Consider the following 13,892-nt stretch of genomic DNA (forward strand, 5'->3'; position numbering starts at 1 on the left):
TTCTAAAAAGGTTGCTTCGGTAGCGGTTTAGTTTCGATGACAAAAAAGAGCGCTTAAGCGCTCTTTTTCATTCTCACAAAGTCGCTAAGACGCTGGCTTCGCTTTTACCGCTGAGCGTTTACCCAACATGTAGCCAATACCCAGAGGAGCAAAGAAGATGACCACAATAAACAACACAAAATAGAGAATGGTGCTTTTCACCAATTCGATAAGTTTGTCCATTGCAAGGTTCACCACTTCTTGAGAAACATGATCCAAATCTTGAGCAAATTTTTCTCGCTCATGACTAATAATCAATGCCACTTCTTGTCGCTCTCTCGCCACCATGGTCTCCAACGCCTGACGCTCAACACTCAGCTGCGCTAAACGCGCCTCGGTTTTCTGGTCAATATCTTCCACCAGTGGTTGCAACTGCATCGCCATCTGCTCTGCGAGATTGCTCATGTACTCTGGATTGTTTTTAATAAAATCATTTAACGCATCTGATGTTACCTTCAAGCTGTCTAATGCTTGATTCACCTGCTCAATACTTGCTGAGCTATTCAGCGCCAGTAATTGCGCTTTCCAAGTCATGATTTTTGGGGTTTGGGTTGAAACGAGTGCCAATCGATCTGAAACATCACCAATCGCTTCAGGCATGGTGCCTAAGGTCGTCACAGCATCTTCTTCAGCAATATTGCTCGCTTCTAGCCATGCTCTGTATGCAGGAGTGCGGATAAAACTCAGATCGGCAAACGGATAGGTCGAGACAAACTGAGCAACAAACTGCTTCAATTGCTCATAAACCGCCGGTTTAAGGAGAGCACTCGCCAACTTATCAATCTCTTGGGCAAGGTGAGCGGACACTTGTTTTGCTTCATCGCCAATAAAGAGCGTTGTGCCCTCTCCTTGGGTATAAAACTGATTCATTTGATGAACAAAAACCCAAGTATCGATTAAGCCAGCCATCGGTGACACTTGATAAGCCGCTGACTGCAAACCTTCTTCCGCATTGATTTTCCACAGCAGGATATAAGATTGGTGTATTTGGTCCTTCGCGTCATATTGTTGCTGTAAGACATCGGCAGCCTGCTCAACTTGAGCAAAAAATTGCTGTGCGTATTCACGCGTCATGATGCGCATGTTCAGCTCTTGCTGAGTCAACGGCACAGTCTGGCTGTCAATTTTGACTTCCAATAGTGAACAACCGGACAGCATGACTGTGATGGAAAACAATACGACGGAGAAACATCGACGGATAGACATATTGGCACCTAAAAGCTTTGGCTCGACATAAATGGCTTTTAAAACAAAGCCTATTTGTACATTAATTTACCTAAGTTTAGGTCAGAGTATGTTTAAACCGCTGATTGTTTTATCAGTGAATGAGATCGCCAGTGGCTATATTTTAATCTTGCTAAACGCTTCACGCTGATTGAGCAAGAAATTCCCGAGCTTCTGCGATCGCTTTACTTAAGTGGGTATCAAGCACCATTAATAGTTTAGGGACTTGCGGGCTGTCATTTTGCAGTGCTTCCTCTACTTTTCCAGCGATGTCACGCAAACGATCTGCGCCTAGATTTCCGCCAACCCCTTTCAAGCTATGTGCTTTGCGAATCGCTTCATCTGGAGCATCATTTAATAAGCGGGAAATCGCTGCCACATCATTTTGGTGATCATCAATAAACACCTCGAGCAACATGCACAAAGACTCGCGGTCATCTCCTAACGAATCAAGCATCAATGGGAAGTTTATTTCTTGCTCGACCAATGATGGTTCGCTGGCCAGAGTCTCTGCTACGATCGGAGCTTGAATCTCCTCACTGTGGCTACTAGGTGTCGCAGAGACGTTTTCAGTAACAATCTGGCTGGCGTCACCGCTGGTTTCAACTTGAGGCTGTGTAGCAGTTGTCTGCTTAGCCGAAGATGAAAGCCTTGTGGTCAGCAAAACGCCGCTACGATACCAAAGTACCATTAACAGCAACATCGCGCCGCCACTAAATAACGCGCCAACAAGCAGATGCTGAGCGAGCAATCGATGATATTGCTCACCGATAGCGGTCACTTCAGCGTGGACGGAATGACTCACTAATTGAGCGACTAAATAGGAACCTTGCGCATAACTGCCCATCACTTGCGAGGTATTTGCCAATACCACCTGCAGTTGCTGCTTATCGGTATCAGCAAGCGAAAGCGACTGGGTGTATAAGTTATCGAGATCCCGATACGCCACCGACGCTTGGGATTTAGAAGAGAATAATGCTTCAAAGACATAGGCGCTCAAACGGTAGTAATAAACCACGATGTCAGGTTGATCGACATAAGCAAGGCGCTTTTCTTGAATTTGACCAATAAGCGCGACTAACGCTAATTCAGTATCCACAAAGGCTCGACTTTGTTCGACAAACCATTCAGTGGTAAATAACAATTGTTGAATGTCAGGAGAGAACCAATCGGTGTCGGCACCTTGAACCAATTCATCATGCAGAGCTTCAATGTTTTCAAGATTACTGACTTGCTGATCGACGAGATTGACACGATAAGGCGCATCGAAGAACAGCCGACTACGGAACTCTTCTATGCTGTCGCCAAGTAGCTCAATCTTTAGCATCTTAGCTTCTGTTTTATGGTAGTTCACCACCATAGCAGAAAGAACCAACGCCCATATTAGGATCAATCCCCAGCCAAGCATTAATTGTCTTTTTTGCATGTCCGTCCACACATGGTTTATTCCCTAAAATACAAGAATATACACAAAGTGGCACTTATGCAGTGTTATGAACAATAAAATGTCGCCAAGCTCAGATTATGACTATGTAATGTAACAGATCCTTTAACGGGCAATAAAAAGCCCCGCACAATTGGCGAGGCTACAGAACGAGTTGCGAAACAGAATTAACGACCGCGCGTTAACTGATCGCGTAGATTCGGCGGAGTACCTTTAATTGTCAGGGTATCGGTTTCTGGATCATAAAATACACGTTCGTCCAACAGCATGCTATCAAAGCTCATGTTAAGACCCCCACCCGCACCGACGTACTTAGTTAGCTTACGAACGGTTGAACGATCAGCGGGGAAACTTTCTTCCAATTGATAACCGTGATCTTGCGTAAATTGCAAGAAGCTCGAACCATCTTCAGCTGGTGGTAGCTCACCAGAAAGCTCTTTGATCTGAACTTCATCACCGGATTTAAGTTGGCCACTACAATAGTCAAAGACTTGTTTCTTGTAGCTGTTTGTATCCGATTTTTCTAACTTTGAGTCAGTACAAAAATCTTCCACTGCTTGCATCAACACTTGGTTTTGTTGCTTGGTGTCTAGCCCGATATCCGCTTGTAGAAAATCGAGGAAAAAATCAGCAACCTTTCGACCAACACGGCCTTTAATGTAAGTTAGGTAACGATTTGAGTCTTTATCCGTTTCAAAACTTGAAAGATCGATGCGCGCTGCAATATCCATTTTGCTCAGGTCAAGATAGTCTGTCGCGCTAATATCTAGCCCTTCAGTCACTTTTAAACTGTGGTTTGATGGAATGATGCCAACAAATAAATAATCCGTCGCCAATGACTGATATTCCGCAAACACTAAGATACCTTCATCTGCAAATGGGTATTTAGACAGTTCATCTTTTAGGCGATTTGCGCTAACTTGTGAGAAATCATAAAAATTTCTCTCTTGTTTACGAAGTTCCTGCAACCAGACTTGAAATTCGCTGTCTGATTTAAATGAACCGAAACCTTTACCAGCTTTTGAGTTAAAGACACGATGTAACTCAGCAACAAGGTTTTCACTAGAGGAATCGTTAGCCAGCGCTTCTGCGCGAAAGTTAACCACTAGTTCTTCGGATTCGTTTTTTTGCAGTTGATGTAGGATAACGTTTGAAAGATAGAGGCTCATGATGAAATTTATCGTCGTTCTAGGATTCAGTTGCTCGGCATTGTAGGTTATCATAAGCCGCTTTACTATTCTTCATTAGAGTCTTTATGCCGATTACATCTAAATACAGCGACGAAAAATTTGAAAACATTCTGACCGAAGTTGCAGCAGTGCTTGCTAAGCACGGTGCAGGTCCGGATTTATCATTAATGATCGCTGGTAACATTGCAACGAACGTAATCAATGAACGTGTTGGCCAAGGTCAACGCAAAGCAATTGCTGAAAAATTTGCTCAAGCCTTGCTGTCTTCAATCGACGACAAAGCACATTAATTAGAACCGGAATTTAGAACAGTCAATGGTAGATAACGGAAATACATACGGAGAGCGCGTTTCGCGTTTGGTCGGTTGGGGCCATTGGTTTGCGTTTTTCAATATTATCGCAGCCATGCTTATCGGTACCCGATACATCACTCAATCTCCGTGGCCTGAGACGCTTCTCGGCCAGTTTTACCTCGCCGTATCCTGGGTTGGTCATTTTGGCTTCCTCGTTTTCGCGCTGTATCTACTGGTTCTATTTCCGCTGACGTTCATCATTCCGTCACGTAAGCTCTTCCGCTTAGTGTCGGTCTGCTTGGTGACCATAGGCTTGACGCTGCTGCTTGTCGACACGCAAGCCTATCAAACCATCAATCTTCACCTTACTCCAGTAGTATGGGAAGTCCTCTTTTCTGAAAATAGTGGAACCGTCAGTGCTGATTTGCAGCATTTATTTGTGGTTTTACCGCTGATTTTCTTAGTAGAGTTGGCCTTATCTGAATGGGTATGGCGTAAACAACGTAAACTGTCGCACAAACATGTTGGTCGACCGATTACTGCGTTGTTTTTCCTCTGCTTTACGTCCAGCCACCTCATTTATTCTTGGGCGGATGCGCACTTCTACACGCCAATCACCTCTCAACAGGCCAATTTCCCGTTGTCATACCCTATGACGGCGAAATCTTTCATGGAAAAACATGGCCTACTTGATCGAGAAGAATACCTTAAGAGACGCGCCGAAAGTCTAGGCGAGTCGGAATTAGTCCGCTATCCATTAGAACAGATTGAGTTCAGCCGACGTGCAAACCCTCTCAACGTTCTCGTTGTCAGTGTTAACAATTTACGTGCTGATGCGCTCAATGCGGCAACGATGCCGAGCACTTTCCAGTTCTCTCTGGACAACTTGAGCTTTAATAATCACTTCAGCTCAAGCAACGATAGCAATGGTGTGTTTGGCTTGCTTTATGGCCTACCGACCAGCTACGCAAGTAGCATCAAAGAACAAAACTCTCTGCCTATCGTTTTAGCGACGTTGCAAGATCAAGATTATCAGTTTGGCCTATTTAGCGGAGATAACTTCGAAGATCCACTCTACCGCGATATCGTATTTAACGGTTTAGAGTTGCAATCGATTGAAATCGCAAAAACAAAATCTTCTGATAAGCTGGCCATTAACGCGTGGGCTGACTGGGTTAAAGGCCAAGACGATCAACCTTGGTTTAGCTTTATCGAGTTAACCACACTGGATAACTTTAACGATTATTCGCACACTGCTGGTAACTCTATTGAATCACTGAGTGCCAACTATACTCAGTCGGTCAAAATCGCCGATAATGAGCTTGCAGAACTGTATGCCAAAATAGACGAACTCGATTTGTCAGACTCTACCGTGATTATCTTGACTTCAAATCATGGTACAGAGTTCAACGAAACCGGATCAAATAGCTGGGGTGCAGGCTCTAATTACAGCCAATATCAGCTTGAAGTACCAATGGTCATCCATTGGCCAGGTAAAGTCGCGGGTCAGTACAACCACCGTACCAGTCACCTAGATCTGTCGGTAACGTTACTGCAAGACTTACTTGGGGTATCGTCAAATCCATCGGATTACATCGGATTACAGTAGCGGTCGAAACCTCTTTGATGAGCGTTCTCGCAAATGGATTTTGGCTGGTGATCATCATGAACTTGCTTTGATCACCAACAGCAACACCACCGTGATCGATAAATTTGGCAACTACAAGCTATACGATGCCAATTACAATCGCCTACGGGACGAAAATCCAGCACTACCAGTGTTGATGCAAGGCTTAACTGAATTGCAGCGCTTTTACACAAAAAGCAAATAAATCAGTCTGTTATATTGACGCTTAACCATGAGTTGGTTACATTGATTGCATCGGACTGTAGCGCAGCTTGGTAGCGCACCGTCATGGGGTGTCGGGGGTCGGAGGTTCAAATCCTCTCAGTCCGACCATACACCTATAAAAAAGAGAGCTTCGGCTCTCTTTTTTGTTACCTGCACTTCCTCCACAACACCACCCTTTCGTTACTTAGCCCTACTTTCTGGGTGCGAATAAGCCAAGCTCATCTCCTTGTATAAACAATCAAGATGAGATTTCCCTTGCCACTGCCCACAAATGATCCGATACAACTTGCCTTAGTTTTTCCACAAAATCAGACATATAGACTACAAAACCAGCAACTGATAAAAAAAACCGTTAAATCGCTCAAAAACAAGGCAAACAATCAAATTAGGGGTTTACAAGGATCTCCGACCTATATAATATGCGCGTCAACGGAGAGATGGCTGAGTGGTTTAAAGCACCGGTCTTGAAAACCGGCGTGGGTTTATAGCCCACCTAGGGTTCAAATCCCTATCTCTCCGCCACATTTAGAAAAGGCCGCTAAGCAATTAGCGGCCTTTTTGCTATCTGACGAAATCCCCCTACCGCTTAGCCAACTTCACTCGTTCAAGTGTCGTTGTCACTAATAACTGCTATTTGTCGATAAGCGCATGGTCGGTTTATTCGATATCTTGCACCTTCATTACCAGTGCTTCCCAATTACGTTGATTTTCAATATCGTGCTCAAGGCCTTGCTCATCAGCAATTTTAAAACGCTTAACGGCCGCCGTTCGACTTGTTGCCTGATATAGCCAGTATGCTTCCGCTTTAAGTGCTTCATCAATCGGCTTATCGATCGACTCATAAACCATCTGCTTACAAGCATTGATGGATTCGGCTGGGAATTTAGAAATGCGTTGTGCAAGTGCGTCAACGTAAGGGCCAATCTCATCCGGCTCTAGTGCTTTGTTGATCGTTCCATATGCTTCCGCTTCATCTGCATCGAAATCACGCGCACTGAGAATAATCTCTAAAGCACGGCCAAGGCCGACCTGACGAGCCATACGCGAAGCACCACCGCCACAAGGTAAAATACCCATCCCTACTTCCATTTGCATGAATTTGTACTTTCCACGGGCGGCAAAACGCATATCACAAGCAAGAGCAAACTCATGACCACCTCCGCGAGCAAAGCCTTCAAGTTTAGCAATCGTTGCTTGTGGTAGTTTACTGATGCGCTCTAGTACCACTTGTAAGTCGAGAAGTTTTGCTTCTTCACGTGAGACCGCTTCAGTAGACATATCTTTCAGTAAGTTGGTGTCATAGTGGCATACCCAAATTTCTGGATTCGCCGACTGAAAAACCACAACTTTGATCGTTCGATCGCGTTCTAGTCGCAATGCCAAACCATTTAAATCAGACAGCATCTCCTGCCCTTGAACATTGACCGCACCAAAATCAAACGTTACGTAAAGGATTGCATCTTGCTCTTGTGCAGTAAACGTTGTGTAACCTTCATAAGCCATTTCAATTTCCTTTTTTGAAAAATTTGGAAATTACTGTTCTATCAGTAATGATGATTAACGATAGCTTTGGCTTGGGGGTGACACAATCTGGAAAAACAGGAAACTCAATCTATTAAATATTGATAGTATCGCAGCCAAATTTGGCCATATATAAACGCTGTCCACGATGCTGGCTTTAGATTGAAACTTGCGATAGATCATGAAGGCGGTATAAAACCCCAAATTTTGTGATACTTTTTTAAACTATGATTAAGTTTAAAAAAATTAACCACACAAACTAATATAGCGTGATGTCGTTCGAAAAAACCTCTCAAGCTCTATGGAAAAACCAGCACAATAAGTGATTGGCGTCACTTTATTTTTGGTTTACAAAAGTTTACCGCACTTGATGAAGTAGTACGAAAGAGTTAGTTTTACGTCATGAAGTTCAATTTTGTAAACCTAAGCCATGTGTGTAAAACAAGTTCGATTTACTGATGAAGACCGAGAATACCTCAGCAACTACTTTCGCGTAGCTGACACCATTGCTGACTTAATTGGCGCCCATTGTGAAGTGGTTATCCACTCGTTCGAGAGCGTTGATAACTCAGTGGTAAAAATCGTCAATGGTCATCATACTGGACGTAAAATCGGCTCACCAATCACCGACTTAGGTTTGAAAGTTTGGCGCACATTTAATAAAACAGGTGAAGTATCACCGAAGAGCTATTTCACCAATGCCGCTGACGGTTCATTGCTCAAATCAACCACCTGCATCGTAGCGGGACCAAAGCAAAAGGCGATTGGAATGTTGTGCATCAATATGAATCTTTCTTATCCGTTTCCTGAAATTGTCAAAACCTTACTGCCTCAATTTGGTACCTCATTGGTCAACGAAAACTTCAGCAACAATGCCAATGATGTCATTAACCAAGCATTAGACACAGCCATCACTGACGTGGATCTTGATGATTCAGTCACGATGAAAGGACGTAACAAAGCCATTATTCGCTGCTTATTTGACAATGGTATTTTCGAATTAAAAGAAACCACCACACAAGTATCAGAACGACTTGGCATAAGCCGCCAAGCTGTTTACAAATTCATTAGAGAATTCAAATCATAACAAAGTTTAATCAATTAGGAGTTACATCGTGAAATCAATCATTGCGACTGAAAAAGCCCCTGCGGCTATCGGCCCGTACTCTCAAGGTACTGCGTACAGCGACATGGTTTTTACCTCTGGCCAACTACCGCTGGTTCCGGAAACCATGCAATTTATTGAAGGTGGTATTAAGGAACAAGCTCGCCAATCACTAGAGAACTTAAAAGCCGTTCTTGAAGCAAGCGGCGCCGGTCTAGATACGGTACTTAAAACAACTTGCTTCCTATCCGATATGGAAAACTTTGCAGCATTCAATGAAGTGTATACCGAAATTTTTGGTACTGAGAATGCACCAGCACGTTCTTGTGTGGAAGCGGCAAGATTGCCAAAAGATGCATTGGTTGAAGTTGAAGCAGTCGCCTTCAAAAAGTAACCATTCTCAACAAACTATGGGTATCAATAGGAGATTCTCATGAGTGTTTCGTTTATAGGATTAAGTGTTCTGTTTTTTGGCTTTTATGCCTTGCTTTCAAGCTTCAAAAAACAAAAGAAAAGTTTTAACTTCCGAGTATTAAGCGCACTGGCCGCTGGCCTTTTATTTGGTGGCGCAATTCAGCTCGTATTCGGTGTTGGTAACGTCGCAACAAGTGGCTTTGCTGAACTGATTTCCGTGTTTGGTAAAGGCTACATTAAGCTACTACAAATGATCGTTATTCCGCTTGTTTTCGTTGCGATGATCTCTTCGATCATGAACGTTGACGGTGGTGGCGCTCTTTCTCGAATCGCACCAAAAATTATCGGTATTCTACTTTTCACTTGTGCGATTTCAGCTGCGGTTGGTATTGCTGCCATTTACCTATTTGGTATCGATGCAAACGCATTGGTTAGCACCATGGGCACCAACAGTGCAATCGAAGCACGCGGTGACTCACTAGTTGCAACACAAAACGCAATGGCTAACAGCGGTTTGTCTGGTATGGCACTGTCTATCATTCCAACCAACATCTTCGACATGCTAACGGGTTCTCAACGTACTTCTACGCTATCGACAGTATTGTTCGGTATGTTCCTTGGCTACTGTATTCTACAAGTTAGAACGCGTAAGCCAGAGAAAGTACAAAGCTTTGTTGATTTCATCAATGCAGCTAAAGAAGTGGTTCTTTCAATGGTACGTGAAATTCTGAAGCTAACGCCATACGGTGTATTCGCTCTGATGACCACGTTCATGATGACTAACGATTTGTTCGCTTTAGCCGAGATGGGACGCTTCCTAGTAGCCAGCTATGTTGCTATCGGTGTAATGTTCGCTATTCACTTCGTGATGGTATCAATGTTCGGCCTATCACCGGCTAAATTCATGAAGAAAACTTGGCCTGTATTGGTGTTCGGTTTTGGTTCTCGTTCAAGCATGGCAGCTATCCCACTAAACGTTGAAGCACAAACACAACGTTTAGGTGTTGATGAAGAAAAAGCAAACATGTCAGCAACCTTTGGTACCAGTATCGGTCAGAACGGTTGTGCGGGTATTTACCCAGCAATGCTTGCTATCATGGCAGCACAAGTGATGGGTATGCCTGTTGATATGGGCTTCATCCTACAACTGATTGCGGTGATTGCGATTGCATCATTTGGTATCGCTGGTGTGGGTGGCGGCGCAACGTTTGCTGCTGTAGCCGTACTGACTATCATGGGCCTAGACATCACTGTGGTAGCGATTCTAGTGTCAATTGAAGCGCTGATCGACATGGCACGTACTGCTCTGAACATCTCAGGTTCAATGCTGTCTGGCGTGTTAACTGCTAAGAAGAATGGCTCACTGAATCTTGAGCAATACAATGCAGACAATAGCGCTGTTAGCGTGAAAGAGAGTGAAGCTTCAGCTTAATCTCTTGGTTTAAAAAGAGCATCCACTTGGATGCTCTTTCGTTTTTCCGAATTTCAGTTATTTAGGTAGTTAAAATGAAAGTTGTTGCCATTGGCGGTAATGCCGCAGGTATGAGCTTCGCTGCAAAATACAAAAGAAATCAACCATCAAGCGACGTGATCGTAATTGAGAAACGCGATTACATTTCGTTCGGAGCTTGTGGCCTACCTTATTTTGCAGGTGGCATGTTTGATGACACGGAACGTATGATTTCTCGTACACCTGATCAAGCTATTCAATCAGGTTTAGATGTTCGCGTTAACACCGAAATGGTGGCGCTGAATCGCACTGAAAAACAAATCACACTTCGTCATAACGAAGTAGATAGCGTATTGGATTACGATATCCTAATCATCGCAACTGGCGCTCGTCCAATCATGCCAGCCTTTGGGGAATACAACCCAGAACACGTCTATACCCTCACTAGCCAAGAAGATGGTTTGGCCGTAAAAGACGCGTTTAAAGACAACAGCAAACAGCGTGTTTGTGTGATTGGTGCTGGTTTTATCGGCCTTGAAGTTTTCGATGCAGCTCATGGCCTGGACAAACACGTCACCATTATTGAACGTGAACAGCACATCATGAGCCGTCAATTCAGCCCTGAAATGATCACCGTCGTGGAAGATGCGATTCGTGAATCAGGTGCAGAACTGAAAACTGGTTGCAGCGTTGCCGCAATTAGTGATGCGCCACAAGGCGGTTATATCGTAGCAACGGACAACGGCGATGTTGCAGCCGATATTGTAATTCTATCTCTGGGCTTTAAACCAAACACAGAAGCATTCGAATTGGCTAAAGCAGCTAATGGTGCACTGCTTGTCGATGAATTTGGCGCGACGGAAGATGCTCATATCTACGCAGTCGGCGACTGTGCAGTGGTACATCATGTCGCACTTGGCCAATCGATGTATTTGCCGCTGGCAACAACCGCCAACAAGCAAGCTCGTATGATGGCAGATAACCTTGCAGGTAAAGACACTCACATGACCGGTTTCTTAGGCTCATCATGCTTAAAGGTTCTCGATTACGAACTCGCGTGTACCGGTGTCTCTGAACTATTGGCCAAAGAGCATGAGATGGCCGTCAAAGCCTCGACGATTGCAGATAAAAACCAAACGGATTACTACCCGAACCAAGAAGATATTAAGGTTAAGTTAGTGTACCACCCAGACACTCACGTTTTACTGGGCGGTGAAATCATCGGTAAAAAAGGCGCAGTTGGCCGCGTAAACGCCCTAGCTGTCGCTATTGTTGCCAAGATGACCACTGAACAACTCGGCTACATGGACTTCTGCTACGCACCACCTTTCTCACGCACGTGGGATGCACTAAACGTAGCGGGTAACGTCGCTAAGTAATAAAACTAAGTAAAACGAAAAGTAAAAAGCGAATCAAGTCACCATACTAAGAGGGAGTGTTGTAGAACACTCCCTCTTTTTTCTTCCTATATTGCCACCAACTACTTTATTTATTTGTCTACACACAAACAAATAAAGCCACTTGCAAGTAAAACAAAGATATAAAAAACACCCCCTCTCCAATTAATTAAGACAACATTAAGTGCAATGTTATTTTTCGTTAAAAAATATTCACAACGCGCCAACCAAAACAATATTTAAGCGTAAAAATCTATAAATAAAACTCATCAAAATACCTCTTATTAATATTTTTCATACCACCTACATTCCTATAAAAAATACACCGACATCACATATTTAAATAAGTCCATCGCGAATAATTCAAAATATGTGATTCCAAAGACAGCAATGGAAATTAAATTTTAACCCTTGGATTATTGAGAGAATTATCACCTTATTTATTTTTTAACTCTTATAGCATTACCTGTATAGACAGCTTTGATGGTGTATATCAAGGTTAACGTAATAAAGGTAAACATATGCTTTCAACTCTCCTTACTGAACAGCGCATCTCTATTGTTGATGACATTTCAAACTGGCAGGATGCCATTCATCTGGTATGCCAACCTTTAATTGAGTCTGGTGATATTCAACCTGAATATGTTGATGCCATCATCAATTCAACTTTAGAACTTGGCCCTTACTACGTTCTTGCCCCAATGATCGCTATGCCACACGCTCGTCCAGAGCAAGGCGTCAACAATAATGCTCTATCCCTACTTGTGGTTCGTAATGGCGTTGAATTTCACAGCGAAGATAACGATCCAGTAAAAATTCTTTTGTTGCTAGCGGCTAAAGATAGCAACCAACACATCGAACTGATCACCTCTATTTCAGAATTCTTCTGTAGCGAAGACGATGTATTAGAAGTGTCAAAGGCTCTAGAAAAACAACAAATTATTGAAACAATCAAAAAATTCTGAGGATAAAACTATGCGTATTATGGCTGTATGTAGCACTGGTCTAGGTTCTTCTTTCATGATCGAAATGAAGGTTAAAGAAGTGATGCGTGAATTAGGTATCGATGCAGAAGTTGAACATACCGATTTAGGCTCTGTAACCCCAGACATGGCTGATGTTTTTATTTGTACAAAAGATCTTGCGGACAGTATTCATGCTGGTGATGTTATTTCAATTCCAAACATTACCGACAAAGCAGCAATGAAAGAAAAAATCGAAGCTTACTTAAATCGTAACTAAAGGAACTTATTATGCTCCATTTTATTACTGATATTCTTAGCACCCCTGCAATACTGATTGGTTTAGTCGCCTTATTAGGTTTGGCTATCCAGAAAAAATCGAGTTCTGATGTTATTAAGGGCACGATTAAAACCATTCTTGGCTTCATTGTTATTGGCGGCGGCGCTGGTATTCTGGTTGCCGCAGTCACTCCAATGGGCGTACTGATGGAAGAAGGCTTCAGTCTTCGTGGTGTGATTCCAAATAACGAAGCTATCTACGCAACTGCAATGGCGGATTTTGGGGCGGCGACCTCAATGATCATGGCATTCGGTATGGTGGCAAATATCTTCTTTGCTCGTTACTCAAAATTTAAGTTCATCTTCTTAACTGGTCACCACACTCTGTACATGGCATGTATGATTGCCATCATCCTAAGTGTTGCGGGCTTTAGCGGCGCGATGTTGGTGTTCTTAGGCTCAGTGAGCTTAGGTCTAATCATGGTGTTGTTCCCAGCGATGGCACAGCCATTCATGCGTAAGATCACCGGTAGCGATGATGTTGCATTTGGTCATTTCTCAACAGTTGGCTATGTCGCTTCGGCTCTCGTTGGTCAAGTCGTCGGTAAAGGCTCAAAGAGCACTGAAGAAATGAATCTACCGAAGAACCTTGTGTTCCTTCGTGACTCTTCAATTTCTATTTCGCTAACCATGGGTGTGATCTACTTAATCCTTGTTCTATA

Annotated in this window: 12 protein-coding genes, 2 tRNA genes and 1 pseudogene; 11 read left to right on the forward strand and 4 right to left on the reverse strand. The window is 43.4% G+C overall.

Going from position 1 to position 13,892, the window contains the following annotated elements; all coding sequences use genetic code 11:
- Positions 1 to 84: 84 nt before the first annotated feature.
- From RH85_RS09460 to yejK, 3 genes are all read right to left on the reverse strand, one after another.
- Positions 85 to 1,245, reverse strand: coding sequence for a hypothetical protein (locus RH85_RS09460; protein WP_006711996.1), 1,161 nt, complete (start codon positions 1,243 to 1,245; stop codon positions 85 to 87).
- Between the two features lie 160 nt (positions 1,246 to 1,405).
- Positions 1,406 to 2,689: an Hpt domain-containing protein gene (locus tag RH85_RS09465; RefSeq protein WP_006711997.1), complete on the reverse strand. Its 1,284-nt coding sequence runs from the start codon at positions 2,687 to 2,689 to the stop codon at positions 1,406 to 1,408.
- Positions 2,690 to 2,874: 185 nt separating this feature from the next.
- A complete protein-coding gene (yejK, locus tag RH85_RS09470) occupies positions 2,875 to 3,876 on the reverse strand; it encodes a nucleoid-associated protein YejK (RefSeq protein WP_006711998.1) in 1,002 nt (333 codons plus the stop codon).
- Positions 3,877 to 3,962: 86 nt separating this feature from the next.
- Between yejK and RH85_RS09475 the strand changes: the two genes are divergently transcribed.
- From RH85_RS09475 to RH85_RS09490, 4 genes and pseudogenes are all read left to right on the forward strand, one after another.
- Positions 3,963 to 4,187 carry a YejL family protein gene (locus tag RH85_RS09475; protein ID WP_005593944.1) on the forward strand — a complete coding sequence of 75 codons (225 nt, stop codon included), beginning with the start codon at positions 3,963 to 3,965 and terminating at the stop codon, positions 4,185 to 4,187.
- A 25-nt stretch (positions 4,188 to 4,212) separates the two neighbouring features.
- Positions 4,213 to 6,022 (forward strand): annotated as a pseudogene (locus RH85_RS09480) (DUF3413 domain-containing protein).
- Positions 6,023 to 6,073: 51 nt separating this feature from the next.
- Positions 6,074 to 6,150, forward strand: a tRNA-Pro gene (locus RH85_RS09485).
- 323 nt (positions 6,151 to 6,473) lie between these two features.
- A tRNA-Ser gene (locus RH85_RS09490) sits at positions 6,474 to 6,564 on the forward strand.
- A gap of 135 nt (positions 6,565 to 6,699) precedes the next feature.
- Here RH85_RS09490 and RH85_RS09495 read toward each other — a convergent pair.
- Positions 6,700 to 7,545, reverse strand: a complete 846-nt coding sequence (locus RH85_RS09495) for an enoyl-CoA hydratase/isomerase family protein (protein ID WP_006711999.1) — start codon at positions 7,543 to 7,545, stop codon at positions 6,700 to 6,702.
- A 448-nt stretch (positions 7,546 to 7,993) separates the two neighbouring features.
- On the opposite strand from RH85_RS09495, the gene RH85_RS09500 reads away from it, so the two are divergent.
- The 7 genes from RH85_RS09500 to RH85_RS09530 form a co-directional block, all read left to right on the forward strand.
- Positions 7,994 to 8,650, forward strand: coding sequence for a helix-turn-helix transcriptional regulator (locus tag RH85_RS09500; protein ID WP_006712000.1), 657 nt, complete (start codon positions 7,994 to 7,996; stop codon positions 8,648 to 8,650).
- 28 nt (positions 8,651 to 8,678) lie between these two features.
- Positions 8,679 to 9,062, forward strand: a complete 384-nt coding sequence (locus RH85_RS09505; protein WP_006712001.1) for a RidA family protein — start codon at positions 8,679 to 8,681, stop codon at positions 9,060 to 9,062.
- A 39-nt stretch (positions 9,063 to 9,101) separates the two neighbouring features.
- A complete protein-coding gene (locus RH85_RS09510) occupies positions 9,102 to 10,514 on the forward strand; it encodes a cation:dicarboxylate symporter family transporter (RefSeq protein WP_006712002.1) in 1,413 nt (470 codons plus the stop codon).
- A gap of 74 nt (positions 10,515 to 10,588) precedes the next feature.
- Positions 10,589 to 11,911, forward strand: coding sequence for a CoA-disulfide reductase (locus RH85_RS09515; protein WP_006712003.1), 1,323 nt, complete (start codon positions 10,589 to 10,591; stop codon positions 11,909 to 11,911).
- Positions 11,912 to 12,450: 539 nt separating this feature from the next.
- Positions 12,451 to 12,894 carry a PTS sugar transporter subunit IIA gene (locus RH85_RS09520; RefSeq protein WP_006712004.1) on the forward strand — a complete coding sequence of 148 codons (444 nt, stop codon included), beginning with the start codon at positions 12,451 to 12,453 and terminating at the stop codon, positions 12,892 to 12,894.
- 10 nt (positions 12,895 to 12,904) lie between these two features.
- Positions 12,905 to 13,171: a PTS sugar transporter subunit IIB gene (locus RH85_RS09525; protein ID WP_005593935.1), complete on the forward strand. Its 267-nt coding sequence runs from the start codon at positions 12,905 to 12,907 to the stop codon at positions 13,169 to 13,171.
- Between the two features lie 11 nt (positions 13,172 to 13,182).
- The coding region (locus tag RH85_RS09530; protein ID WP_006712005.1) for a PTS transporter subunit IIC at positions 13,183 to 13,892 on the forward strand (710 nt) is incomplete at its 3' end.

Origin of the sequence: Vibrio ichthyoenteri ATCC 700023 (assembly GCF_000222605.1) — a bacterium.
Classification (GTDB): domain Bacteria; phylum Pseudomonadota; class Gammaproteobacteria; order Enterobacterales; family Vibrionaceae; genus Vibrio; species Vibrio ichthyoenteri.